Below are 26,839 nucleotides of genomic sequence, written 5' to 3' on the forward strand. Positions count from 1 at the left end.
ATTTATATTAATTTATTGATTGTATATAATGTGATAGTTCCTTTCCCTTTTCCGATTTCTTCGCAACAATAAAGGGATAAACCATATAATAGAAAAAAATGAATAAAAAAGACCCCAGAATAATTACCAGATTCAACCACAGCGACATACTGTCGGAAAGTCTCGTAACAAAACCTTCAATAAAACCCGCCGCAACAAAGAATGGAACAGTACTCACTATGATGTACAAACTCTCTTTGAATCCACTCCGGAAGGAGTTGAAACGGGAATATGTCCCTGGAAAAAGGACAGATGCCGCCAGAATAAATCCCGAAGCTGTAGCCACGATGATGCTGAATATTTCCATTGCGCCATGAAGCCAGATCCCCTGCAAACTTTCTACGAAAACACCATGCTCATAAAAGAAATACTGAAACGAACCTACCATAATGCCGTTCGTCATGGCAATATAGAAAGTGGGAATACCGGCCAGGACACCGAAAATAAAGGCACGTAATGCCACATAAACGTTGTTTACAGTGATACCGATAAACGATCCCATACGCCCGCCCGACTTATACACTGCCATCGGATCACCCTTTTCAATATTCTCCAGTGTCATATTCACATAGCCGTCACCAAGGATCATGCGGACAAATGTATCGTCATATCTTGCTGAAACAGCACCAAGAATAATGAAAAACAGAAACATCGCAAATGCAAACCACATGGTTTTTCTGTACTTATAGAGAGTGAGCGGGACGTCGGTTTTGAAAAATTTCCAGAATCTGTTCTTTTCCAAACGCTTCGTTTTATAAATTTTGCGGTATATTTGTGAAACCAGAAAATTGAGGTAATCGGTCGTCTTGCTTTTCGGATAATAAGTCTGTGCGAAAGATAAGTCATTAAGCAAATGGATATAAAGGTTAGCCATTTCATCCGGGTTCTGGGGATGATTTGAGGCTAACAATTGCTCAAATTCCAGCCATTTGCTTTTGTTTTGCTTTATGAATGCGACTTCCTTCATACAGTTCGCTAAATTAATTATAAAATGTCAAAGTTATACATTACTACTACACAAAATGTACCGCTTTTTTTTATTCCGGCATCGGTAGGCGAACGGATGCTGGGCTATATCATCGATATGATAGTAAAGGCTTCTTACATTATAAGCATATATTACTTATTTAAATACCTGAAATTGTTGGATTTATTCATCAATATGGAAACGTGGGGACAGATTGCGCTATTTCTGGCAATATACTCACCCGTTGCATTTTATTCGCTTCTAAGCGAGAGTTTAATGGAAGGAAGAACCCTCGGGAAAATTTTGGTTAAAACGCGTGTAGTGAAAATCGATGGTTATCAGGCGTCCTTTAGTGATTATTTTACACGGTGGATATTCAGGCTGGTAGATATTGACATGGGGTTTATGCCTGGTGTGCTCTCTATGTTGCTGACCAGGCACACGCAACGTTTGGGCGACCTGGCTGCAGGCACAGCCGTCATTTCTGAAAAATCGAAATACAACCTGTCTCACACGATCCTGGCTGACATAAGGGGGGATTACCAGCCTTACTTTTCAAGGACACAGATACTGCAATTTAACGATAACGATATGCGCATCATCAAAGAAAACGCCCTCGATGCCATCCAAAACAGGGACATGGTATTAATGGAAAAGCTTACGACAAAAATAGAAGAGGTACTCCGTATAGAGAATAAATTCTCCAGTCGGGAACAATTTATCCGGAAAGTAATCGAAGACTATAACTATTATACCGGCGAACAGACGAAATAAATATTACTCCCTTTATTCTTTTCGGGCTGAGAATATAAAATCAAAAAGCAATGTATTATCAGATTCCTCTGTCATTTTCCTTTTAATGTAATATTTCCGTTGCTTGATTACGTTAATTTCTGTAGACCCAAAACACAAAGCTTTTCCGAAAGAACTTATAGGCAACAATGAAAGACAACATAATTTAATATCATTTTGCGAAAGCCTGGCATCAATACAACGTAAATCTTTTTGAAAATTCTCAAAAAGGATATCGAGTTCTCGTTGTAGATGATCCTGCTTTTCATAAGTCAACACTTTAATATTTTTGCTCTTATCCTGTTTTTCAAGTTCTTTAATTTCTGCATAAATTGTAGTTTGCTTAAATATCTCTGCCTGTAAAAGATAAGTATTGTAGCTTAATGACTGATTTATGTCTTTTTTTGATAGAATGGTTGAGTTCAATTTCTCTAATTCAGCTTTTTTCCTTTTAGAAAAAACAGATAATCCTTTATGCTGCAGATATATCATTAAAAGGATGATAGTTAATAAGATTACACATAAAAAAATAACAACGTAAAGTCTTGTTTTATTCTGACGATTTATAGAATAAATTATATTATCTATATTTTCTTTATGGTTTCGAACCGAATCTTCAATTTCCAGGGAACGGTGAAAAAGGAGCATTGCATTTTTATGATATTGTTCCAGATAATTTAGAGCGATATCATAGTTTTGAAGCCGGGTTTCTATAAAATTCAAATATAAATATGATTCAGTCTTTATCGGAATATTATCAGAGTTAGCACTTTTCAGTAAATAAATGGCGGCTGAATCATAATCCAATTTTTCTATAAACTCCATTCCTTTACGCAGATATAAAGAATCCCGGGAAAGAACACACTCACTCCTAAGCACTTTCGTTTTGGGAATATTTTCTTCACAAATACTCCCAAAACAAAAATGAACAGATATTAAAATACAATATGCGATATTCAGAACTCTCACATCCGAATCGTGTGTTTTTACACAGTCAAATTATTCCACTCTTTCCCAATTTTCGGAATTTTTTACTTTCTGGTTTTGGTCAAATTCAAGATATCCTGAAATTGACATTCTTTTCCCTTCTATTTTCACCTCATAAACAGCATTTTTCCCTTTCCAGTTTTGCATTCCCGGTAACGTATATAAGATAGTTTCAGTATAAATACCATCTTTCAGGGTATAAGTTCCTCCTGCACCGGAAATTATATTTCCATCTTTATCAGACATCGTCCAAATAAAATGAGTGGACGTTATATGCTTCAAAGTAGTATACCCTTCAGGTGAATTACGACCTGAACTCTCTAACGATTTCCATGTACCTTCTAAACTCTGAGCGCCTAAAATAAAACTTGTTGTCATCAGCAACAGTGTGAGAAAAAATGTTTTTGTTTTCATACAATAAAATTTATTTTTAACATTAAGGTCATTTACAACAGCTATTTTTGATAATACAAAGATCGAAATAGAATTGGTATAATCAATAGAAAGAAGGTTATATTACCTTTTCATAAGGTACTATATATCAAACAAAAAGAAAACCAGAAGTAATATAAATAAAATAATTATCGATATTTCTCAATAGTGCACAGAATTATCTCACTGTTCTGATCCTGTATTCGCAAGCTACTTTCCCTTTTTCCATATTGGCAAGTTTCCCTTTGACCATTCGTTTACGAAGCGGCGAAATCTTATCGATAAACAATATTCCTTCTATATGATCATATTCATGCTGGATTACACGTGCCATATAGCCGGAGTAGGTCTCATCACGTGGTTGCAGGTTTTCATCTATATACTGAATACGGATCTCACCTTCACGGGATACTTTCTCGTGAATACCGGGAATACTCAGACATCCTTCTTCGGCGGACACTAACTCCCCTCCCCGTTCAATAATATGAGCGTTGATAAATGCTTTTTTGAAATCTTTGAACTCAGGATGTTCTTCGTCGGCAAGCGGGGAAAGATCCACTACAAAGATGCGGTCTTCCAGTCCCACCTGCGGGCCGGCAAGCCCAACCCCGTCAGCACCGTACATGGTCTCGAACATATTGTCGATCAACTCTTGTAAATTGGGATAATTTTCCGGATCGATATCCTGTGCCACTTTTCGTAAAACCGGGTGTCCGTAAATATATATAGGTAAAATCATAATCTTTTAAAATCAATATTGATTCTCGTTGAGGCAATTTTAGTTTCTAGTTTTATCATCAATCAGCAAATCATTTAATCAACAAATCATTTTGCATCCTCCTGCTCTCCATATATCCCTGCAGGATGATAGCAGCACTGATTTCATCAACCAACTCTTTATTCTGACGGTCTTTCTTTTTCAGTCCGGCATCCCTCATTGTCTGCTCGGCCATTTTGGATGAAAATCGCTCATCCCAATATTCCACGGAAATTTGCGGATATAATTTTCTTAATCGGTTTACAAAAGGCTCTACCCTTTTCATATTTTCCGAAGGTTCATTGTTCATCTGTTTGGGTAGCCCTACCACGATGCACGACACCTCCTCCTTCTGAAGATATTCATTCAGGAAATCGAAAATTTTGGATGTCTCCACTGTAGTCAAACCGTTGGCAATGATTTGCAATGGATCACTTACCGCCAAGCCGGTACGTTTTTTCCCGTAATCGATAGATAGAAGCCGACCCATTATCAATTTATTGAATGTCAAACGTACGCTTGCGTAACTCGAAGTCACGGCCCAGATACTTTTCCCTTACCACCGGATTGGCCGCCAGCTCCTCGGCTGTCCCCTGAAACAGCACTTTTCCTTCAAAAAGCAGGTAAGCACGATCGGTGATACTCAACGTCTCATCCACATTATGATCAGTAATTAAAATACCGATATTCCTGTATTTCAACTGGGCCACAATCGACTGAATATCCTGCACAGCTATAGGATCGATACCGGCAAACGGTTCATCGAGCATAATAAACTTCGGATCAATAGCCAGACAACGGGCAATCTCCGCACGACGGCGTTCACCACCCGAGAGACGATCACCCGTATTCTTTCTCACTTTTCCAAGTCCGAACTCACTGATGAGACTCTCCAGCTTTTTCTTTTGCTCCTGGGGTGATTTATCGGTAAATTCCAATACCGATTTGATATTATCCTCCACCGTCATTTTCCGGAAGATAGATGCCTCCTGTGCCAGATAACCAATTCCGTTCTGCGCACGTTTATAGACCGGAAAGCGGGTGATATTCCGCTCACCAATAAATATTTCACCTTCATTCGGCACAATCAACCCCACTGTCATATAGAAAGTGGTAGTCTTACCTGCTCCGTTAGGGCCTAGCAACCCGACGATCTCCCCTTGCTTCACGTCAATAGAGACATGATTCACCACCGTCCGTTTGCCGTATTTCTTCACCAGATTCTCGGTACGCAACGTCAGCGACTCTTCCTGCTGCTGGCTTTCCTTTGCTATTGTTTCCAGCTCTTCGGTCTTGGCGCCGGGTACAATGTCATCTCTCGTCTCGTCCATTTACTCGAAATATTTCTGCAAATATAGTGAAAGCCGAGAGAAAAGCCAAGCTTGCTTGAACTTTTCCGTTAAGAGAGAGCAGAACGAGTTTACTCGTTTTGCCGAACGTAGGAAAAGTCTAACTCGTTGAATGTTTTCGATAAGCGAGCACAGAGGCAAAATTTGTTTTGACTATGTCGAGCGTAGAATTGGAAATCGAGGAGCGAAGGCGACTCAAAACAACTAACTTGTTGAGATTTTCCGAGGCACATCCTATATTATGGAAAGTTAGGAAAAAGTTGGAAGATAGGAGACACAGATAATAGAAAGGTTATAAAATTCACAGTTTTAAGAGTGGAAATTTACATGTTACCTGAAAGCAACATACTTTTATTGTGGCCCATTGGTAACAATGACGATAAAATGCCCAACCGGGTTCATTGGTCAAATGCCACATTAATTTTCATACAATTAAAATATTTAATTTTTATTCTGAAATAGTGATTGCCGAATAATCCATCCGACCGGCTACGGGGGGATTCATTTTTGCCAACTTCACTTCAATCCGTTCGATCTGAGGAAACGCCTCCTTTACTCTCCGTAAAATACGGTATGCTGCATTTTCGATCAATCTGGAAGGTTTTGCCATTTCCTCTTTTATCAGATCATACACTTCCGCATAATTGACTGTATCCGCCACGTCATCGCTGAGACAGGCCTCTGACAAATCGGCTGAAAACCGCAATGTCACGGAAAAATTGTTTCCGTGAATTGTCTCGTGTTCCAACACACCATGATAGGCAAAAAAATGCATATTTTTTAATTCGATGGATGTCTTCATTAATTTATTCTCGTTTTTAATAGTTCAAATGTAAGAACATTTCGTTATTTTTGTTGATCTAAATACAAATATAATGAAAGTCGAGAGGTAAGCCAAGCTTGCTTAAGCTTGCCCGAGGCGCATCTTATATTCTACAAATATAGTGAAAGCCGAGAGACAAAAAAACTGTTTGAATTTGCCCGAGGCGCATCCTATATTCTATAAAAATACAAAAAAATCTGCGATAATGAAGACAAACGAAATCCCCGAAAGACTTTCAGCCATAAGACAATTTATGGAGGAGAAACAACTGGATGTATTCATCGTTCCCAGCACCGATGCCCATCTGAGTGAATATCCGCCCAAACATTGGGAATCCAGGAAATGGATCAGCGGCTTCACCGGTTCGGCCGGAACGGCTGTGGTAACCAAAAAGAAAGCAGGTGTATGGACCGACTCGCGTTATTTCCTACAGGCTGCCGACGAATTGAAAGATACTGGATTCGAGTTGTTTAAAATGGGACAATCCGGCACACCCGATATGACGGACTGGATTATCGAACAGGCCGGTAATAGTGGAACGGTAGGAATCGACGGGTTGGTCTACGCGGCTTCCGAGGCAAAAGCGTTAAAAACAAAACTCGATGCAAAAGGTATCCGGCTGGAAACCTCTCTCGATCCTTTTGCGACAATATGGAACGATCGCCCGGAAATCCCTAAGAATGAAGCTTTCACTTTGCCGGATACAGTAGCCGGAGAATCGGTCCCAGGCAAAATTAAACGCATCAATGCCGAGTTGAAAAAAGTGGATGCAGATGGGTTGATCATTGTGACCCTCGATGCGGTGGCATGGACTTTCAACTTACGTGGAAACGATGTAGATTACAACCCGGTAGCTGTTGCCTATGCCTACGTATCGGGGAAAGAAACAGTATTGTTTATCGATCCGGAGAAGTTATCCGAAGAAGTAAGTGAAACTTACAAAAAACAGGGGATCAAGATTACCGATTACAATGATATTTTCGAATATGTTGCCGGACTACCCGAAAACAGCTCTGTATGTATCACCGGTAATAAAATCAATTACAAGTTGCTACAAACTATTCCGTTTTCATGCAGGATCGTAGACGTGCCGTCGCCGGTGGATCTGATGAAAAGCGTGAAAAACGAAACAGAGTTGAAAGGGTTCAGGAACGCCATGATCAAAGATGGTGTGGCCCTCGTGAAATTCTATATGTGGCTGGAAAGAGCGGTTCCGGCAGGAGAAGTGACTGAAGTGACCGTAGAGGAAAAACTGTACGAGTATCGTTCACAACAGGATCTCTTTGTAGGAGAGAGTTTCGGAACTATTGCCGGATATGCCGGGAATGGAGCCGTTATTCATTATCATGCCTCTCCCGAAACCTGCCTGCAGGTGCAACCCGAAGGATTACTGCTGATCGACTCCGGTGCCCAGTATAAAGACGGGACGACCGATATCACCCGTACGGTGACTGTCGGCAGGTTGAGCCGACAGATGAAAAAAGATTATACCCTGGTGCTCAAAGGACATATTGCCCTTGCTACCGTTATCTATCCCGAAGGAACACGCGGGTCGCAACTCGATATTCTTGCCAGAAAAGCACTGTGGGAGAACGAACTCACTTACTGGCACGGTACCGGACACGGTATCGGGCATTTCCTTAATGTCCACGAAGGGCCTCAAAGCATCCGTCTGGAAGAAAACCCAACCCAACTCATACCGGGAATGGTCACTTCCAATGAACCCGGAATATATCGTGCCAATCAATATGGTATCCGTATCGAGAACCTGATTGTTACGCAAGAGTATAAGAAGACCAAAGAATTCGGTACTTTCTATAATTTTGAGACCATCACGCTTTGTCCTATCGATACCAAGCCGATTACGAAGAAACTGCTCACAAAAAAAGAGATTAAATGGCTCAATAATTATCATAAGATGGTATACCGGAAACTTAAGAGATATCTCAACGAAGAGGAAAGAGTATGGTTGAAACGTAAAACAAAAGCGATATAAGAAACAATGCCCCTTATAAAATCAGTTCGCGGCTTCACACCCGAAATCGGCGAAAACACATATATGGCAGAAAATGCCACTATCATTGGAGACGTGATCATCGGCCGCGATTGCAGCATTTGGTTCAATACCGTACTGCGCGGCGATGTGAACTCCATCCGTATCGGAGATAGAGTGAATGTGCAGGACGGTACGGTCATTCATACCTTATACCAGAAATCGGTATCTATCATTGGTAACGATGTATCCATCGGTCATAATGCAGTCATCCACGGTGCTGAAGTGAAGGATGGTGCACTCATCGGGATGGGAGCCATCGTACTCGATCATGCTGTGGTAGGTGAAGGCGCTATTATCGCTGCAGGTTCCGTAGTGCTCAGTGGTACACAGGTAGAACCGGGTAGTATCTATGCCGGCGTACCGGCCAAATTCGTCAAGAAGGTCGATCCGGAGCAATCCAAAGAGATGAACCAGAAAATAGCCGGCAACTATTTAATGTACGCGAGTTGGTTCACCTCAGATCCACGAACTTAATGGCCTTACGGCTCGTTTCGGGATATTTGATTTTGGCGATGTATTCGGGTGAAGCAAACTGAATAGTGGGTGCTACCCGCACACGGGAGCGGAAGAGGTCTTTCAGCTCCTTTTCAAATTTTTCCGAAGGGTGTTCGCAACCCACACGCACCACGATCTCATCAGTACCCAGATCGTTGGTATAGACATCTATTATATAATCCTTTATCTGCGGTATATTGTCGAGTATATCGTAAAGTGCTGGCGGATAGAGCGAAGTGCCTTTGAATTTGATAAGTTGTCCTTTCCGCCCCACAATGGCACTCAACCGGATGCTGTTTCTGCCGCATGTACAAGGTGAAGTGTAATGACAGCAAATGTCTCCCGTCCGAAATCGCAGAAGTGGCATACCCGTAACACCCAGCGTAGTAATAGTGACTTCTCCGGGTTCACCTTCCGGGACAGGATTTCCGCCATCATCCAGAAATTCGGTGATAATCAGTTCGGGTTGCAGATGTCCTCCGTTCTGGTGCTCACATTCGGTAAACGATGCCTGCATTTCGGTTGAGGCATAGGTACTCAAAAGCATAGGTACATGCCACTTTTCATGGATGCGTTGTCCCAGTGTATTCAGCGTAAAATCAGGATTCCGGAGATTTTCGCCGATACAAATGGCTTTCTTTAGTGAACTTGCATTGTAATCAATGCCATTCTGCTCGGCGTAGTCAATAAGTTTCAGTAGAAATGAAGGCACTACCATGCAAAATGTGGGCTTCACACTACGAATGCTATCCCATTGCAATTGGGGAATTCCGTTACCTACACGTATAATTCCCGCACCGAGCAGACGTGCACCCATATAATATGCCAATCCGGCCATAAACCGGCGATCGAGTGTGGTCATCAGTTGCATCACATCGTCAGCCGAACAACCAGCAGTGGAAAATGAGAGATACTCATTATAAGCCAGCCGGTCGAGATCGTTATTGGTCAGTGCAAACATTACCGGTTCACCCAATGTGCCGGATGTAGTGACGTAATCGATTATTTCCGATCGCTCCACACAGATAAAATCCTGATTGTATTTTTGCAGATCTACCTTATCAGTAGTGGGCAACAAACGCAAATCCTCCAGCCTTTGAATTTTCCGAAAATCGATATTGTTTTCGGTAAACATCTTTTGATAGAATGGTGAACGTGCTGCCAGATATTCGATATTTTCTACCAGTAATTTCTCTTGAAATTTCTTGATGGTATCTTCTGTTTCAAACTGAATATGCGTGTGATGTTTCATTTTTAGTTGTTTTTCCTGATCTTTTTCTCAATATTTTCCTTATCTCCCAGTCGTGGAATTTCCTTTGTCAATGCCGTTTGCCAGTAACTAAGCGCTTCTGCAGGTTTATCTTGTGAAAAGTAATAATCCCCTAACAGTTCATAGGTGTAAAAATACTCGGCATTGGTTTGCAGGAATACTTCCAACCTCTTTGAATCGACTGTTTCTCCCTGTTTTATGGCGTTACTAATTTCATCCTTCAACCGACGGTAATCCTGTACCCGGATGTAAGTACCTGAAGTGAGCCCGGCATCAGGTTCAATTGTCAGATCAGTATCTACACTGGAAACAGTAATTTTTGCACTATCCATTTTCCCGAAAATTTCACCCAGATCATACATCACAAATTCACCCATCTGCCATGGTGAGGTGGTAACCCACATTTTTAATTCCTGTGGTTTAAAAACCATCGAGTGATGAGCAATAAACTGGTTAATAGCCTTTTCATTGGTTAGTCCGATAAGTTTGTCCTGCAGGCCCAGTGTATCCCTTAGGATCCCGGCAGCCTTTTGATAGTTGACCTTTCCGGCGCGATCGAGTAATTCGTTCATTCGGTGCAGACGGTAATCGCTGTCCGTCGTACGGATATTTTCCACATTTTTCGGATCATTCCTGAAAACGTCGGATTGATAATGGTTCGTGCATACGATTCGCCCGGACGATGATTGGTGCATGCCTATTTTATCTGGTGATTTCTCGATAATTACAGCTTTCCCATCCTTTGCAGAACCGATAAGCAGGCTTTCAGCCACAAATGTTTTGTGAGATTCGGCTATTCTGTAGGCTTCATCGATAGTGCCGGCATACTGCAAAATAATGCGCGCCAGGATCGAAATAGGTGTCGCAGAACCGATAGGCACAGACGCCTGTGAAGCGTTGATAGTAACGGTGAGTCCCACTTCATTCATTCCCGAAAGCACGCCTGTCATCCCAATCCAGCAAACCGATGCAAATTTATAGCCTTCATCAGGATTATAGAATGCCACCACTTTGTTTTTGGCAAAATCATCTCCCACGAAAAAGTCGAAATTTCGCCCGATAATCAACATGGAGTCGGCACTCTCACTCCCCCAGGTGCCAAACGAACTGCATCCCACCAACATGTATGCCTGCATCATATGTCCGATGTCGTGTGCAGCATGATAATTGAGCTGACGCTCGTAGGGTGTGCCGATGGCGTCAAACTCGTCTGTACACGAAAGTGAAATACCGTAAATCTCTTCGCGGTTTTCTTCGGGCACCTGTTTACCCAAATTGCGGTTGAAAATGACCAGGAAATAACGCAGGAATTTCAGGTATTTTTCCGAAGGGATGATTTTCCTGATTTCATCCACAAACACTTTTTCCTGATAATAAAGCAGATCTTCCGAAATTCGTCCAATAGCCACTCCTCTTTCAAAAGGTGTACCCTTCACATATAATTCCCAGAGACCTTGCCGGTTTAGGATGAGCGTATTGTCTCCGTACGAACGGAGACTGTCGGTGATGGAAAACGGAAGGTCAGATAGATCGGACACGTCCAGATCGGGTTGTTTCATGTCAGCCGTGGAGTAGAGAATATACGAACCTGCAATGAGGATTATCACCAAAGTTATAAATCCGATTGCCAACCATTTCAATATTTTCATCAGGAGGTGCATATCAACTGTTTCCTATTTTCTTTGCCAGATATTCTTCGCCCAATAACTCGCTGCAACTAAGCAGAGAAGTGAGTGTAACCCCGAGTACGCCGTGCATGTTCACATTTTGTCCGGCAAACATGAGATTTTTCACCTTGCTCCGTATCGGAATAAGTGTGGAAAGGGGGTTCTGGTAATTTTTCATTATACCGTATGCCGAACCTTCCGGTGAACCGGTATAGTCGCGATACGAAAGCGGAGTGGTAGTCACTATCCGTTCCGTATTGTCCAGGATATCAGGATCAAACTGTCTCACAAACCGGATAATATCTTCGGTTTTCCGTTCTTTGAATTGCCTGTAATCATCGCCACGCCGCTCGTAAAGCGTATCTTTCCACGGTTCCACTTCTCTGTAAAGCATCGGCGTCAGCAACTCTACCACATTGGTATAGCGGAGATCTTCTTCGCTGGGGCGCATCGACGTCAGTACACCAACCACACCTTTATCATCCGGAAACGATGTTCTGTGCCACGCATCCTGCCCGTCAGCATAAAAATAAATATTGTGATTGATATACCTTGAAGAATTTTTCTTCTTAATCAGATACACCGTAAAAAAACCATAAGAATTAGGCAACGCACTCAGTCTCGACAGATACGCCTTACGAATATTAGTGGTTCTGTCGGTGATTTCGAGCGTTTTCATCGGATGCATCGTAGAAATGACATTCTTTGCCTGAATCAATTCACTGTTATTCACTTCCACACCACTTACAATGTTTTGGTCGCAACGAATAGCTGTAGCCTGGGCTCGGGTGATCACTTTTCCGCCGTTACTTTCAATCTTATGCACGAGGGCATCGGTCAGTTGCATACTGCTCCCGACAAAACGATAGGAGCCATGCAGGTATGACGATGTGGTCATAGCATGAATATAAAATGTGGACACCCCCTTATCGCCTCCGTAAAGCATGGCAGGATTTGAAAGCACGTGACGAAGACGCTCGTTTTGAGTGATCCCGGCAATGGTTTTCCAGGCCGAGAGAGAAAAAATATCCAGGTTTGACGTTGAAATCCTACCCTTTCTGAAGCCCTCCACTGTGACGGCACTTGCAATATCCGAGATCACTTTCATATAACGTTGCAGGTTCTCCCTTTCGTCAGGAAAATCTTTGGCAAGTGTCTCAATAAACCGCTTTTCTCCCATGGCATAGGAATATGATTTATCGGGATATACAATCCGATCGAAACCATCTTCATCCAATCGTACAAGTTTTATCTCGTTCATGATACCAAGGTAGGAAAAGCAACGGTTCAATGGCTCATCTTCGTCCATACTCCCGATGTAGTGCACACCAGTATCAAGTGTTCGTCCGAAACGTCTGAATCCCTGAAAACAACCGCCCGGTATGGCGTTTTTCTCAAGTACGCATACCGAATAACCTTCTTTGGATAGCACTGCGCCGCAAAGCAAACCACCCAATCCGCTACCGATAATGACGATATCATATTTCTGCATAAAACGTTATCCTTTTTTCTTCCTGAAAATAAAAATCTGATTGGATGTCAGCTTGTCATTCGAATGCCGCTCCAAATCCAGTCGGTGTTTCCGGGCAAATGCTTCAAACTGCTTCGCCGTAGGGAATTGTAACTGCTGTTCCGTTTTGTTGAATTTGAAAAAACGGGTGGAAAGCATTTCGGTAAACCGTGTTATTTTATGCTCCCGACGTCGATCGGCATCACTGTCACGTACGATAATCATACCGCTATCGTTTATCTTTTCCACGCATTTCTCCAATAAAATTTCCTGCGAACCATAATCCATATAATGCAGCATATCATTTACCACAAACACATCGGCATACGGATATTCATATTGCAACGCATCAGTGCATTCAAAGCGGATTTGCGGTGTTTTGGAGAAATTGTGATTGGCTATCGCAATTTTGTCATCGTCGTAATCGATACCTAAAACTGTACGTTCAGGCGAAGTTGTGGACAGCATGTAGGCGAGCATACCATATCCGCAACCCACATCTACCACCGATGCACAACGGGGAATAATACGTTCGAAATAAGCGTAATATTTCTCCATTGCCGATTTCACCCGCACGTACCACTCTTCCACCGGCCCTTTGTACACATAGTTTTGTACCAGTTTATGCCTGAAATAGAGGTTATCGGGTCGATTGTAGCACTCCTGTAAACGATGGTATTCGTTGCTTATAATAGTTTTCACCGCTTTTGCGGCATCATGCGATGAACCGTATTCCGATAGCTTTTCAGCCGAAATTCTCGGTAGGAAGCTTGCTCCGTAAGTACCCGGCTTCACATAAAACATCTGTCGCTTATTGAGTATCTGTCCGGTACCGTAAATCACCATTGGAACCACATCTAACTGTAGGCTCTCAGCCAGCATAAATGCGCCTTTGTGGAACCGTTTGATCTGTCCGTCCGCCGAGCGGGTACCTTCAGGAAATACTACAACCGAATAGCCGTCGGCAACTTTTTCACGAAGTATTTCACCCATATTTTCAAACCCTTTCTGCGTAGGTATAAATCCGGCATAACGCACCACGTGCCCGAAAACAGGTGAGTTCCACACCCACTGATTGGTTACCATGACAATCTTCGGCGAAAGCGAAAGCATGATCAGGATATCGATCATGGATTGATGGTTAGCCACAATAACAGCCTGTTTTTTTAAATCTTCATCACTGTCATTAATAATTCTCTTTCTCGTATAGAAAATAAAGAATAGGAACAGCCGTGTACTGTACATGATCATCCGGCTGAACAGTACTTTTTTCTTTCTGATTGAGACGGGCACTAAAGCCAGCAGAAGTCTTGCAATAAACAGAAGCAGGCTTCCCAAAACAAATGATACATAAATCAGTGTGGTGCAAACCAGATAAAAAAGCGTGTAGGGATAATTTCCTTTGCGTGCGGGACGGGTAATGAAAGTGCGGAACAGAACCGGGATCACCGTGTATGAAACCAGCAAAACAGACATCATGCCCAGAATGCTGATCAACGAAATGGATTTCAGGGCGGGATGTCTGGCGAAGATCAGTACACCCATCCCTACCGTAGCAGTAAATGCTGAAAACAGAATAGCTATTTTATGTGAATTGACCAGTTTCTTACCTGTACGGTATTCCTGCTGTACACCATCCATCATAAAGATGGAGAAATCGTCTCCCAATCCAAAAATAAACGTAGACAATATGATATTGATGATATTGAATTCGATACCGAAGATAGCCATCAGACCCTGAATAATCACCCAACTGATTGCCATCGGAGCAAAAGCCATCAACGTAAGTTCGAACCGCCCATAGGAAATAAGCAACGCCAGAAAAATAATCAGCGATGAGAGAAATAAAATGGTGTTGAAATCGTCATTGATCACCGAAACCCATTTATTGATAAAAAATGCTCGGTCAAAAATTACCAGGTCGGGATCAGTGCCCATTGTATTGTACACGAAATCTTTCTGATTGTCCGACAACTGTACCTGGGTGATGCACATCAGCGAATTGCCGTCACTCACTACCCAATCCGCCAGGAAAGGGATATTCTCACCCAGCTCTTCCGGTGAGAACGGTTTGAATTCTTTATCCAACAGGTTAAAAAACGGCTCAAAGGCATCAGGAGAAAATCCATACTTCATTCCGCTCTCCCGGATTTCGGCTTTTAGCCATTGTTTTCTGTCATCCGTCCAGAAATCGTTCCATCGGCGGATGCGCTCTTGCTGCTGTTGCGGTGAGATCATCAGTTTTTCCGACGATACAAAATCCTGAATCTTCCCTTGTGCTTTTAATAGGGCCAATGAACTGTTATTTTCAGCATAATTGTGCAGGGCCTCCTCCACCGTTTTGCCTATCGAAACAAACATGATTTGTTGACGGTCACCTGTCATAAAAAGATGGCTCATTTTATGCTCGGCTTGTCTGATATGCGCAGGTTCGTAATTCAGGTTAGACATATCACTGTCGAACTTCACATTACGCATGGTGAAAAGTCCGGCAACAAAAAGCGCCAGGATCACCCCTAATAGGATTTTGTTTTTCTCAAAAGGATAGGATGTGATTTTTTCGACTACCTTCAGCGCTCTCCGGGAAGTTTGCGAATCAGTCTTTCTACCCAGAAGATGAGGCAGAAAAATCAGGCAGAACAAGGTGGTACCCACCAACGAAAGGGCGGAAAACAACCCGAAATCGCGCAACATGTCGGACGAAGTGAACAACAGCGAAAGGAATGCACCAATGGTGGTGAATCCGCCCACGACCAGCGGATAGGAGAGTTCTTCGATTAATTGGCGGCGCGATTGTACGTGGTTATAATGGGTAAGCACATGAATAGAATAGCTCAGCGCGATACCCAACACTACTGCTCCTACTCCTATGGCAATAGCAGAAATGGATCCTTTAATGAAAAAAATCATTGCCAAAGCAAAAATTCCACCGTAAACGACCGGTGTAAGCAAAAGAGGGATCGCACTCCGGCTTCTGAACATCACCGACATAAACAGGATGATGATAAGCAACGCCGCTCCGAGTGTAAGATAGGTATCTTTTTTCACCTGTCGGGCATTGTACACCGCTACCGAGGGACCACCAAAGAACTGTACATGCACACCGGAATATTCCTGCTCCACTTCGGTAGAAAGTCTTTCCAATTCAGCAATCAAATTGTCATTTTTCCCGGTTTCTCCCGTACCGTATTTTGGCGAAAGAATAAGCAAAAGCGTAGATAGATCGGATGAGAAGATATGGTTGTCGTATATTTCGTAATTCGAGATATTTTCAAAATCTTTCAGTCCCAGCATTACATTTCCGCCAAAGCCGAGCGGATCTTGCGGAATAGTCGATTTAAGCGCCAGTCCGGCAGGCGACATCAGGTTAGCAAAGTTTTGCTGCATCCGAAGGTCAACCGCATCTGCCGTCAGCAACGTATCCATATGCCGGTAATCGTCGTCCATCAGGAAAACAGGTAAATAGCTATACAGAAAATCACCTGTCTGGGACACTACATCCTCACCCACTTCAGAAAGGATATTAAGCAGATAATCCGTAGCAATACCCGTACTGATGAGCTCACTCATCCGGTCGCCTGCGAGCACGATCGAATCGAGCAGTTCGTCTCCCCTGAGCGAATCACGCGCCGAGATCATCACAATGATCTTATCTTTTACTTTCAGGTTTTGAAAAACCAGTTCATTGTTTTTTGAACCCGCATTGTCGGGAAAAAAACGGGTAAATTCTTCTTCAAACCGCAGTTGAACGGCAAAAAGAAGCAACAGCGCAAAACTGCCGAACATCAGTATATTTCGCAAAATCCTCTTTTGCGATAAATATTCGTAGATATTGACAAAAATTTTGCTCATAGCACGGCCGTTTTGGGTTTACGGAAAATTACCAACAGCGTATAGCAAACCAATCCGGCAGCCAAACCACATGCCACGGCAAATACGATACTTCCCAACACGTATTGCAGGAGCGAGCTCATCACAAACTCAAGCGACATATTTTCGACGGAGAAATTCAACGCTCTTCCCAACAACCACGCTCCGGTAGCATAACTGCCGAACAGGATAAGCGGGATCATCGGCGGAATACTGATGTTCGACGCCACCAGCGTGATCACTTTGTTAAGTTTAAGCAAATGTGCCAGAAGAAAAGCAAGCACCATCTGATAGCCCCATACCGGCACGATACCCATAAAAACACCCAGCATCACGGCACCGGTAATTCGTTCGTTACTTTCGTTGGAATGAGTGATATTGTTCCGGATAAACTTCCGGATATTTTCTTTTGTCAGACTGCGTACCGTTTTCCACGGATAGTACCAAAGCAGTGCCACCAATACCAAAACGGTATTGAGCAGGCTGATGCGGGTAAAATCACGCCACGGATGGAAATGGCTCACCCGTTCACCTTCGGGCGGATAATATACACGTACGGGCACATTACGGACATTCACTCCACGCCAGGCCGATTGCACAATAATCTCTAACTCAAATTCATATTTTCCGGTGAAAAGTGTCAGATTTTTTATTTTTTCTAAGGGGTAGAGGCGGTAACCCGATTGTGTATCCTCCATTTTTTTACCCGTTTCGATCCTGAACCAGAAATTGGAAAATTTATTGGCAAAAGTATTCTTGCCGGGCATATTGTCGGCTTGCAGATTGCGTGCCCCTATAAGCAGGGCATCGGGTGTTTTTTCGACCTCTTCCAAAAAGACGGGAATATCTTCGGGATAATGCTGCCCGTCGGAATCAAGTGTGATGGCATAGCGGAAATTCTCTTTGGCCGCAGTTTTCAATCCGGCTTTCAGCACGGCTCCCTTGCCCTTATTTTTAGGAAAATGGATAACACGGATCGTGGGGAATTGTGTCAACACTTCCCGTGTGTTATCTGTTGAACCGTCGTTTACTACCAGCACAGGAAGCCCGAAAGGAAGGGTACGCTCAATCACATCACCTACTGTGGCAGCGTTATTATATGTAGGAATAATTATAATCGTATTTTTCAGATATCCTTCCATTCGCAAGACAAAGTCGCTTTCAGTTTCATACATCGCGTGTCGCCTATAAAAACCGCGGCACGCACTTCCTGTTCACCGGTCAACCCGAATTCTATATCAAATACCTTATTCTCCATAGGATTTATTGCCGACAAAAATTTGCATTCCCTGATTTTCCAAAACGAAACTTCACGATCGAGCTTTTGGGAAACCGCACGCTTCACCACGTTGAGCAAACACACACCCGGTACTATAGGCATTCCGGGAAAATGCCCGGCAAACAGAGGATGCCCGGCATCTGTTTTGCAATGGAAACGGGAAACACCCCCGGCCTCGCTTTGAAACTCGAGTTGAAAAAGTTCTTCCAGTTTATTCATAAGAAACAAGCATGAATTACAAAGTAATCGACGTAGTCAAAATTGTTCTCACACAAGAATATGATTAAAAGCGACTTCCATATGACACCTCTAAAAATAATAGTTATAATCATATGAAAATGCAACTCTTAGATCACACAAATGTACATGAAATTTTTGATTTTACCCGTTTCAGAATCAATGATCTTCCTTTATTCCATTTCCCTGATCACTATCGCAGGGCTAAAGATACCGCGGTGTTTGAGGGTGATAGTGCGCGGATAGGTATAGTGCGGGATTTCAACGTTTACGCCGGGAGCTTTTATTTGGTTAATATATTGATTTTCAACATTTATCCTGTATTGATATTTTCCATTTACAGTTTCAACAGAGATCAATTGTTCAGGATGGCTGCATAACGATTTTTGAGCAGTAAATTGTTCCGGCAGATGGATCCCAAGCAATAATCCGAAATCGTTTTTGAAGAGGTTCACCACCGCCGGTTTATCCATGGCGTCGAGCAGATAATGCACTGTAAAAGTACCAGGTTGTAATTCAAAATCGGCCATACTCATCCCGAAGTAGCTATTGATAAGTATTCGGACAGTCTCGGGATCTTGCCTCTTCACAAGCATCATTCCATTCAGGTGTTTTCCAAAAAATGATATTTCTATGTCGAAAGTTTGCAGGCTATCGTTCGCTTCTATCACCGACGGAATATCTGTACGGTTAAGAGACACCGTTTCGGTTTGCCTGCATCCACTGCGTATGGAGGATCCACACGAAGTAGCGAGCAGACAAAAAGCTGCAATACTAACGAACAGTGAATTTCTCATCCGATTGAAGTGTGTTGTATTGAGAATTGATGAAAATGTAATCAGTGTAATCATCGTTGTTTTCAGCCATTCGAAGCCTTCTTACCTCCATAGTTTGCCTGTCGAACGTAATCCCGATCTCCTTGATATAGGCTTTTACGGCCTTGCTTGTCGGGGATATCCTTACAAAATATTCCGAATCCGATTGAAAATACTGCAAGTCATATTCCTTGCCCAATGCTGAAATGTTGCCTATCATACTCGCTTCGATCAGGCCTCTCATTTGTGCCATCATTTTGTTCGAACCCAGATTGACGGTTGTCTTTTTCCCGCCTGTAACGGTTTGCAGCTTGTCGCCATTGATAGTAACTGTGTACTGCATTGGCTTGTCGTATTGCAGACTGATTTTATTGGGTTTGCGGTAGTAGAACATACCAGTCGAAACCATTTTCTCGGAAAAGACTTTCATGAATTTCTCCTGCCGGAAGTTGCTTTCCACCGATTGGATCTTTTCAGCAGCATCCTTCAGGTTCTTCTCAAAATCCACGGTATTTGTGATGGGTTGCATCTCCTGACTGAAGATGACAAAAGAGAGTGAAAGGGTATATAACAGGGCTGTAATTTTATACATATATTGATTTGTTGATTTACTGGTTTACTGGTTTACTGATTTGTTGATTTAACGATTTATCATCACATCTTCAAATTATTAAATCATCACATCGTTATTGGTACGACCTTATATCCGTTTTCTTTGAGATATATCAACAATTTCTCGGTCAATTCGGCAGAGAACGGCATCCGGTCATGCAACAAAATAATGACTCCCGGTTTCAGTTTTCGTTTAATCCGGTGCAGCACTTTGTCAGCTGTTTGGGTTTGCGTGTCGAACGAGCGGATACTCCATCCTATGGCTGTCCATCCGAGTTCTTTGACCACACTCCCTATCGTAGGGTTTGTCACACCGAAAGGGGGACGGAAAAGGCGGACTTCCTGTCCTGAAATTCCTTCCAGTATTTGCTGAGCTTTCAGTAAATCCTCCTTCATCTTACGCTTTCCATAAAGTGGAAATTTACTTTCATGATGATATGAGTGGTTCCCTATTTTGTGTCCTTCGTCCACTATCCGCCTGACAATATCGGGATACTGTTCCGCTTTTTGTCCGATACAAAAAAAACAGGCTTTGGCATTATGTTTTTTCAGCACTTCGAGTAGAGGTAGTGTTGCAGCAGGTTCCGGACCGTCGTCATAAGTGAGTGCTACCACCTTATCTTTTGTGTTGAGTCTACAAACCGCTTTCACATACACCCCTGCTGAAATGGAATAAGAAGCGTAAAACAACATAAACGCCAGGATAAGAACCAAACTACCAATACCAAGCCAGATCATTCTTTTGTAAATTTTTCGATCAGGACTGCCGTATAATTATTCAGCCAAGAGTTGGTAATCAGCACAAAACCGTTACCGCTCAATTGCGTGCAGGCATACCATAAACCAAACGAGGATGCGGTTTGGTATTCGCCGCAAATGGGTTTGAACATTTCCTCGGAAACAATACGAGCGTCGGAGACACCATTTCTTTGCAGAAGATCTGACTGCTTTTGGGTCAATTGCTCCTGCGAGAAATTCCCGCTTTGCATATCCACTGCCACAAGGCGGGCAACGGTTTGCATTGTTTTTTTATTGCCAAGCAAAAAGAAGGATGCCCCTTCACCTGCCGGAAATTTTCGCCATGCCCCCATTCGTTCCAGAATATGAAAAACGGTGGGTGTCAGTTCATCCACCGCACCCACAAGCACGCTTCCGGCATCTCCGGCCTGCAACCGCATCATCCCGTCGAGCAGGGCACTCTCGAATGAAAACGCACGATGGACATAGGTGCTATTGTAGGCTTTGTTGCCCGACAGCAGGGCGATCTGTGCGCCGATGGTGTTGAACGTGGACTGGATAAACGGTGTGGGCGACAGCAATTCCTCGTTTTGCGAACCGATCGATTGCAAAAACTTCTCCGTATCGGCCAGACAGCCCAGTCCAGTAGCGGTGATAATGGCTTCTGGTTTTACAGGTATATTTTGCAGGCATTGCAGACCGGCGGTAACACCCATTTTCACAATACGGCTCATGCGGCGGCGCAATCCCGCGTCTTTGATCCATTCTTTGTAATCGGGTTCACAGGCTGAAAAACGGCCTTCCGACGGCTCCCCTTGCGGGTAAATGGATGCAAGAGACTGTATGTAAACAGGATATACGTTCATGAGACCTTTATTTCTGAAAAACTTTATTTCTGAAAAATTAATGACGCGTTGTTTCCGCCAAATCCGAATGAATTGGAAAGCACAGTGGTTATATCCTGATCCTCCCTCATCTCCGTAACAGGTGATAATCCGGTTTGCATGATAGGCGTTTTGAAATTGAGATTGGGAAAAATTGCCCTTTCATTAAGGGCCAGTACACTGAAAACGGCTTCCAATCCTCCGGCTGCGCCAAGCGTATGTCCGGTAAACGGTTTGGTGGAACTAAACGGCGGTACGCGCTCGCCGAAAAGCCGTTTGATCGCAGTACTTTCGGATAGGTCGTTATTGTTCGTTCCCGTTCCGTGAGCATTGATATAATCTACGGCTGCAGATTCGATCCCCGCTTTCTCCAGAGCGTGCTGCATCGCCAGAAACGCCCCTTCCCCTTCAGGAGATGAAGCCGTTTGGTGATAAGCGTCGTTGGCATTGGCATAACCCGTAAGCCGGCAATACACCTTCGTGCCGGGCGTGAACGACTTTTCCGATTGCAGCACCAGATAGCCTGCGCCTTCTCCCAGATTAAGACCTGCCCGACTTTCATCAAACGGGCGACAGGGAGCATTGTCCAGGATCATCAGCGAATTGAAACCGTTGAGCGTAAAACGGCATAATGCATCGGTTCCACCTGCTATCACGGCATCGAGCAAACCCTGCTCAATCATCCGCGCACCAAACATAATGGCGTTGGCCGACGACGAACAGGCGGTGCTGATACTCGTCCGAAAACCGTCCAACTGAAGATAATCAGCGATGCACTCGGTATGGTCGCCTATATCGTGATGAGCAACCATACGCAAACGACCTTTTCTGGGATTGACGGAATATTCGATGAAAAACTGCTCACTCAGATCCATTCCGCCTACCGATGACGATGAGATCAGTCCTATGCGTAGACGACCGTTAGAAAGTCCTGCATCCTGAAAAGCCTGCTTGCCTGCCGTCATTCCGAGCAAAGCGGTTCGGGAAAACAACCGGTCAGAATCCAGACCGAGTTGGTTCTTCAACTGTTTGTTGCTCATTTTCACCTCTGCAACGGACATCTGAAGTTTGGTCTGAAAAAGCGTAACCTTTCCCAATCCACTCCGTCCGGACCTGAATGCCTGCAAATGCTCATCAGCACCGCACCCCAAGCCCGACACACACCCTATTCCGGTAACGGCAACACTCATTTTTTACGGTTCTTGCCGATAAAATCGGCCAGCGTATCAATCGAGTAAAAAATCTCCTTTGCTTCTTCGGGTTTTGTCAGGCGGATACCATAGTTGCGTTCGAGAATAAGGATAATTTCAAGTGCATCGATAGAATCCAGCCCCAGCCCGTCACCAAAAAGCGGTTCCTCGTCCACGATTTCCTCTGCGGTTATATCTTCCAGGTTCAGCGCCTGAATCAGCGCTTCTTTTAGTTCTTGTTTCAGTTGATCCATAAATAAAGGTAATATTTTTTATAAGACAAAGGTAACAAACCCTCACCTTTCCATCAAATAAAATTCCGACAGAAAGTTATTGTCTAACAAGTCACACCATCCCACAATACAATAATTCAAATCCTGCTCATTCATCACCATTCCGGCATATTGAATTAAAAAATCCTTATCGAATTCCCGTTGGATAAAAAAGGTGTTTTCACCTTTCATTTTCCAATAAATGCAGATCTCACCCAACATAACATTGGGCAATGTGTAGACGAAAATGGCAGGGCTTGCTTCCCGGTCGCCCACCGCATCGAGGTTTTGTCGATAGTGAATGTCCGTATCGAGCGATGATGAACGATTGGCTATAATGATACCTTTTGATTCCGGTGGGAGCCCTGAAAAACCATCCACCGAACGGGTGATCCAGGCTGTGGTGATAAAGCCCAGTTTCGACAGATCGTCCATCTTGTAAAACTTGCGATAAGACAGATTGAGTGATGCGTAAGCCTTTCTTATAAAAGTAGGAAAATCATCTGTCGGTTCGTTTGCAAGCACACGTTCATCATTCAGTTCCACCCCCAAAGCACTTATATTACATTTGGAGACAATTTTCGCTCTTTTTAGTATTTGAGAAGAGGTTTCCTCCAGCTGTTTTCCCTGGAGTGGTGCGCTCCCGGACAGGGGTTTATTCCCCGGCACAGATTCTTTACCTATCACGATGGTCGCATTACAACCGCCAAAACCAGAGGCTGTTTTCAGGCAATAAGTCAAATTCATCGGGCGATGCAGAGCATCGATATTGAGCGGATATGGTACACCGATGGTTTCAAACCCCGGCACACCAAACACGATATCGTTTTCGAGCTGTTGTTTACAGATGATCGTCTCAATTACTCCGGCCGCTCCGAGCGTATGCCCGAAATAGGGTTTCAGGCTTTGCAAAGGTTTGCCGGAAAGTCCTGAGAGATACAGTGCCTTGCTTTCCATTTCGTCGTTGTAAATAGTGGCTGTCCCGTGTGCATTGACAAAAGATACATCATTTGCAGAAATTCCGGCTTGAAGCAAAGCCTGTTCTATGGCCATATGCAACTCTTCTCCCGTACGTGATGGCCCTGAGATATGGTTTGCATCATTGGTGATCGCCCCACCGAGCAGCATCGCAGGTTGTTGCTCTGTCACATGCTTTTTATCACTGGTAAGTAAAAGCGACCCAATGGCTTCACCCAAAGAAAGTCCATCGCGACCGGCATCGTAAGGTTTACAGATACCTGTGCTTACCGATTTGAACGCATGGAACCCACTGACGATAAAATCCGATAGTTCGTCGCCTCCGGCCACTACCATATGTGTAAACATACCGTTCTCAATCAACCTTTTTGCAACAATCATAGCCGAAATACCCGAAATACAGGCATTACAGAGCACGACAGGTTTGGCTGAAAATCCAAAGTATGCGGCAATTTTTTCGGCAGAATGAGAAAGGAGAAGTTCATCTCCGGTCTCGTTTCCGGCAGAAAGCCGACCAATATTGCCTTTGGTGGAAGCCAGTATAAATCCGCAATTATTTTGACGTATATCCACACCACTTTGTCCAAGCGTCTGACGGATAGAAAGTATAAGAAGCTGCTCAAAACGGGAAAAATCATATAAATTGTGTTCCGGGACAAGTAATTGTAAACGATTATCATCAATTTTTGCCCCGTAAAACAATTCGGAATAAAACTGCGAATCACGGATAGGTTGCACTCCCGATTGATACTTAAACATACGTTCCCGGCATTCCCCGGAAGAAAACCCCAGTGAACTGATCAAGGCATCTGCCGTCAGATAAATCACCGGATGTTCCATTTCTCTTTCCATCTCAGATAAAAATCGGGATTATTCAGCTCTAATAAATTAGAGTTTAGATGGGTGAAAACCTGTATGGTAGATGCTTCGGCAACCACGGCGCCGTCGCTTTTGCGATAAATAGTATAGTCGAACTGGATCTTTGCCGCATCGCAATCCACATAACGCGTTTCTACAATGGCCTGTTCGTTGAACGAGAGCGAGAGTTTGTAATCAATATTCAGCTTCACGATCGGCGCTGCAAAACCGGCTTTCCTCATATCCATATAGCTGAGTCCGTAGTGTTGGCCAAAGGATTCCCGTCCGTCTTCGATGTATTTCACATACTCGCCGTGCCATACTATCTGCAATGCATCCACTTCGCTAAACCGCACCTGAATTTCCACACGGTCGGTAAGCGACGCTTCCCGTTTTTGTTTTCGCTTCATTATTTGTTCAAGTATATTTTGAGTTCACCTTCGGCAATCAATTCATCTTCCACCCACGACTTTACACCCGCAAGCGTGATATTTCCCACCTCCTGGATTATGCTAACTACTGTCAACAATTCATTACCAACCCGGGGATGTGCATGGATGGAAAATTTGCTCACTGCGCCGATAAATCCGACAGGGACAGTTTCGTTATTTTGTACGAAAAGAAAACCTATCCGGGCTGCTGCCGACTGTGCAAAATGCTCGATCACCCCTTCCTCGGTGAGTATACCATTGTAACAGAAAAGGTTTCCTTCCGTGACCGTAAGCCCTGAAAATGAATCACGATCGTCTATACCGAAGAACTTATCGACCATCACCATCGGTTCGCGCTGTGGGATCAACTCCCAGACAGCAGCACCAGAATAAACCGGATATTGAAAATGAGATATGTAAGGCTCTTCACTCTTCATTCTTCACTCTTTACGCATTCCAGAATACTATGCCCCAGTCCGATATTATCATGAATCTTATCGATCTTCAGACCGGCTTTCTCAATAATCCGTATCATATCCCCGGAATAGTACATTTTACTGTTTCCGTTTGCCATGGCAGTGAAATAAACACTGGTCTGTGCCAGACAGAATGCCGAAGTCTCAAACCGTTGCCGGTCCCAAAATGTTTCCATCACGAACAGGCGGGTACTTCCGGTCATGGAATTTGCCGCACGGGAAACAATGCTGAAAACCTGTTCCTCCGAAAAACAATCCAGGAACTGACTCATCCAGATGGCATCAAAAGGGCCGGGAAACGAAGTTTCAGTATCCAATAAATCAGCCGGATATCCGTGAATACGATCAGCCTCCGGCAGATGTTCAGTTTGTGATTTCATCAATCCTATCTGCTGTGGTAAATCCATGATGGTAACCTGTACATCGGGTGAATGATTCACGCATTGTAATGACCAACGACCAGTATTTCCTCCCACGTCGAGCAACGTTTTGGGCGAATGGGCAAAAACCACTTCAAGCGCCTGGGGAAATGAGTTGTCGGAATAAAAATGGTCGAACCCGAACCAGCTTTTCTGCACATGGTCAGGTAGCGACGAAAGTCCTTCATAAATGGTCGGCCAGTCACCAAAAACTTTCAATCCTTCAGGTTTACCGTTCAACAAAGCTTCTTCAAGCGAAAAGAGTCCCAGATAATTCACATCGTGGTTGAAGCTCATGTTCACTTCAATCATCGGATCGGTCAGGAAAAACCAGCCCGTCTTACTTAGGTGAAAACGTTCATCTTTCAGCAGAACCGTTCCGGCAGTAAGTGACGACTCCAGTAAGACCTGTGCCGCATAACGTGAAATCCTCACCCGTTCAGCCATCTCATCCATACTCAGCCCGTTATCGCTGTCACGCAAAAGCGAAAAAATCCCGAATTTGTACATCAGTCTGGCAACCTGAAAGACCACCGGTGCAAATGCGATCAAATGTGCCATCCGCTGCGCCTCAGAGGCTGTAAGATGGTCGCTTTCATAAGCTTGTTTTAGTGGCGCTTCTAATTTCATTATTTT

General features: G+C 43.6%; 26 protein-coding genes. 3 read left to right on the forward strand and 23 right to left on the reverse strand.

What is annotated here, in order from left to right:
- Positions 1-7: 7 nt before the first annotated feature.
- Positions 8-1,006, reverse strand: a complete 999-nt coding sequence (locus F597_RS0105655) for a stage II sporulation protein M (protein WP_019538752.1) — start codon at positions 1,004-1,006, stop codon at positions 8-10.
- A gap of 24 nt (positions 1,007-1,030) precedes the next feature.
- Between F597_RS0105655 and F597_RS0105660 the strand changes: the two genes are divergently transcribed.
- Complete coding sequence (locus F597_RS0105660; protein ID WP_019538753.1) at positions 1,031-1,780, forward strand: RDD family protein; 750 nt, start codon at positions 1,031-1,033, stop codon at positions 1,778-1,780.
- Positions 1,781-1,792: 12 nt separating this feature from the next.
- Here F597_RS0105660 and F597_RS0105665 read toward each other — a convergent pair whose 3' ends face one another.
- The 6 genes from F597_RS0105665 to folB form a co-directional block, all read right to left on the reverse strand.
- Positions 1,793-2,623, reverse strand: a complete 831-nt coding sequence (locus tag F597_RS0105665) for a hypothetical protein (RefSeq protein ID WP_019538754.1) — start codon at positions 2,621-2,623, stop codon at positions 1,793-1,795.
- A gap of 174 nt (positions 2,624-2,797) precedes the next feature.
- Entirely contained in the window at positions 2,798-3,199 is a 402-nt protein-coding gene (locus tag F597_RS0105670; protein WP_019538755.1) for a hypothetical protein, read from the reverse strand.
- A gap of 196 nt (positions 3,200-3,395) precedes the next feature.
- Positions 3,396-3,956, reverse strand: coding sequence for a peptide deformylase (gene def / locus F597_RS0105675; protein ID WP_019538756.1), 561 nt, complete (start codon positions 3,954-3,956; stop codon positions 3,396-3,398).
- A 70-nt stretch (positions 3,957-4,026) separates the two neighbouring features.
- Positions 4,027-4,464, reverse strand: a complete 438-nt coding sequence (ruvX, locus tag F597_RS0105680) for a Holliday junction resolvase RuvX (protein WP_019538757.1) — start codon at positions 4,462-4,464, stop codon at positions 4,027-4,029.
- Positions 4,465-4,471: 7 nt separating this feature from the next.
- Positions 4,472-5,305, reverse strand: coding sequence for an LPS export ABC transporter ATP-binding protein (lptB, locus tag F597_RS0105685; RefSeq protein ID WP_019538758.1), 834 nt, complete (start codon positions 5,303-5,305; stop codon positions 4,472-4,474).
- A gap of 466 nt (positions 5,306-5,771) precedes the next feature.
- Positions 5,772-6,125 carry a dihydroneopterin aldolase gene (gene folB / locus F597_RS0105690; RefSeq protein WP_019538759.1) on the reverse strand — a complete coding sequence of 118 codons (354 nt, stop codon included), beginning with the start codon at positions 6,123-6,125 and terminating at the stop codon, positions 5,772-5,774.
- 226 nt (positions 6,126-6,351) lie between these two features.
- Between folB and F597_RS0105695 the strand changes: the two genes are divergently transcribed.
- Both F597_RS0105695 and F597_RS0105700 read left to right on the forward strand, forming a co-directional pair.
- Positions 6,352-8,142 (forward strand): aminopeptidase P family protein, encoded by a 1,791-nt coding sequence (locus tag F597_RS0105695; protein ID WP_026327163.1) that lies wholly within the window; start codon positions 6,352-6,354, stop codon positions 8,140-8,142.
- A gap of 6 nt (positions 8,143-8,148) precedes the next feature.
- Complete coding sequence (locus F597_RS0105700) at positions 8,149-8,676, forward strand: gamma carbonic anhydrase family protein (protein WP_019538761.1); 528 nt, start codon at positions 8,149-8,151, stop codon at positions 8,674-8,676.
- Here the strand turns inward: F597_RS0105700 and flxY are convergent.
- From flxY to F597_RS0105780, 16 genes are all read right to left on the reverse strand, one after another.
- Positions 8,654-9,949, reverse strand: a complete 1,296-nt coding sequence (gene flxY / locus F597_RS0105705; RefSeq protein WP_019538762.1) for a flexirubin biosynthesis putative acyl-CoA ligase FlxY — start codon at positions 9,947-9,949, stop codon at positions 8,654-8,656. The two genes, F597_RS0105700 and flxY, sit on opposite strands and share 23 nt — an antisense overlap.
- 2 nt (positions 9,950-9,951) lie before the next feature.
- Positions 9,952-11,628 (reverse strand): C45 family peptidase, encoded by a 1,677-nt coding sequence (locus F597_RS0105710; RefSeq protein ID WP_019538763.1) that lies wholly within the window; start codon positions 11,626-11,628, stop codon positions 9,952-9,954.
- A gap of 1 nt (position 11,629) precedes the next feature.
- Positions 11,630-13,126, reverse strand: coding sequence for a phytoene desaturase family protein (locus tag F597_RS0105715; RefSeq protein ID WP_019538764.1), 1,497 nt, complete (start codon positions 13,124-13,126; stop codon positions 11,630-11,632).
- A gap of 6 nt (positions 13,127-13,132) precedes the next feature.
- The gene (locus F597_RS0105720) at positions 13,133-16,996 is read right to left on the reverse strand and encodes a trifunctional MMPL family transporter/lysophospholipid acyltransferase/class I SAM-dependent methyltransferase (protein WP_019538765.1); all 3,864 of its coding nucleotides are present in this window, start codon (positions 16,994-16,996) and stop codon (positions 13,133-13,135) included.
- Positions 16,993-18,189 carry a DUF2062 domain-containing protein gene (locus F597_RS0105725; protein WP_044060058.1) on the reverse strand — a complete coding sequence of 399 codons (1,197 nt, stop codon included), beginning with the start codon at positions 18,187-18,189 and terminating at the stop codon, positions 16,993-16,995. The genes F597_RS0105720 and F597_RS0105725 overlap by 4 nt, the downstream gene beginning before the upstream one ends.
- Positions 18,141-18,512 (reverse strand): ApeI family dehydratase, encoded by a 372-nt coding sequence (locus tag F597_RS20235; RefSeq protein ID WP_157278972.1) that lies wholly within the window; start codon positions 18,510-18,512, stop codon positions 18,141-18,143. The genes F597_RS0105725 and F597_RS20235 overlap by 49 nt, the downstream gene beginning before the upstream one ends.
- A gap of 191 nt (positions 18,513-18,703) precedes the next feature.
- Positions 18,704-19,327, reverse strand: coding sequence for a flexirubin biosynthesis protein LolB2 (lolB2, locus tag F597_RS0105735; protein WP_157278975.1), 624 nt, complete (start codon positions 19,325-19,327; stop codon positions 18,704-18,706).
- Positions 19,305-19,937 (reverse strand): flexirubin biosynthesis/transport protein LolA2, encoded by a 633-nt coding sequence (lolA2, locus tag F597_RS0105740; RefSeq protein WP_019538769.1) that lies wholly within the window; start codon positions 19,935-19,937, stop codon positions 19,305-19,307. Before lolA2 ends, lolB2 begins: the two co-directional genes overlap by 23 nt.
- Positions 19,938-20,023: 86 nt before the next feature.
- Entirely contained in the window at positions 20,024-20,695 is a 672-nt protein-coding gene (locus F597_RS0105745; RefSeq protein WP_019538770.1) for a polysaccharide deacetylase family protein, read from the reverse strand.
- Positions 20,692-21,561, reverse strand: a complete 870-nt coding sequence (locus F597_RS0105750) for a beta-ketoacyl synthase chain length factor (RefSeq protein WP_019538771.1) — start codon at positions 21,559-21,561, stop codon at positions 20,692-20,694. The genes F597_RS0105745 and F597_RS0105750 overlap by 4 nt, the downstream gene beginning before the upstream one ends.
- 23 nt (positions 21,562-21,584) lie before the next feature.
- Positions 21,585-22,769, reverse strand: coding sequence for a beta-ketoacyl-[acyl-carrier-protein] synthase family protein (locus F597_RS0105755; protein ID WP_019538772.1), 1,185 nt, complete (start codon positions 22,767-22,769; stop codon positions 21,585-21,587).
- Positions 22,766-23,023: a phosphopantetheine-binding protein gene (locus F597_RS0105760; RefSeq protein WP_019538773.1), complete on the reverse strand. Its 258-nt coding sequence runs from the start codon at positions 23,021-23,023 to the stop codon at positions 22,766-22,768. The genes F597_RS0105755 and F597_RS0105760 overlap by 4 nt, the downstream gene beginning before the upstream one ends.
- Positions 23,024-23,065: 42 nt before the next feature.
- Positions 23,066-24,871 carry a beta-ketoacyl-[acyl-carrier-protein] synthase family protein gene (locus F597_RS0105765; RefSeq protein ID WP_019538774.1) on the reverse strand — a complete coding sequence of 602 codons (1,806 nt, stop codon included), beginning with the start codon at positions 24,869-24,871 and terminating at the stop codon, positions 23,066-23,068.
- Positions 24,844-25,287 carry an acyl-CoA thioesterase gene (locus F597_RS0105770; protein ID WP_019538775.1) on the reverse strand — a complete coding sequence of 148 codons (444 nt, stop codon included), beginning with the start codon at positions 25,285-25,287 and terminating at the stop codon, positions 24,844-24,846. The genes F597_RS0105765 and F597_RS0105770 overlap by 28 nt, the downstream gene beginning before the upstream one ends.
- Positions 25,287-25,745 carry a hotdog family protein gene (locus F597_RS0105775; RefSeq protein ID WP_019538776.1) on the reverse strand — a complete coding sequence of 153 codons (459 nt, stop codon included), beginning with the start codon at positions 25,743-25,745 and terminating at the stop codon, positions 25,287-25,289. Before F597_RS0105775 ends, F597_RS0105770 begins: the two co-directional genes overlap by 1 nt.
- Positions 25,742-26,833, reverse strand: a complete 1,092-nt coding sequence (locus F597_RS0105780; RefSeq protein WP_019538777.1) for a FlxJ family methyltransferase — start codon at positions 26,831-26,833, stop codon at positions 25,742-25,744. The genes F597_RS0105775 and F597_RS0105780 overlap by 4 nt, the downstream gene beginning before the upstream one ends.
- Between the last annotated feature and the right edge of the window lie 6 nt (positions 26,834-26,839).

This window comes from Proteiniphilum acetatigenes DSM 18083, assembly GCF_000380985.1.
Classification (GTDB): Bacteria; Bacteroidota; Bacteroidia; order Bacteroidales; family Dysgonomonadaceae; genus Proteiniphilum; species Proteiniphilum acetatigenes.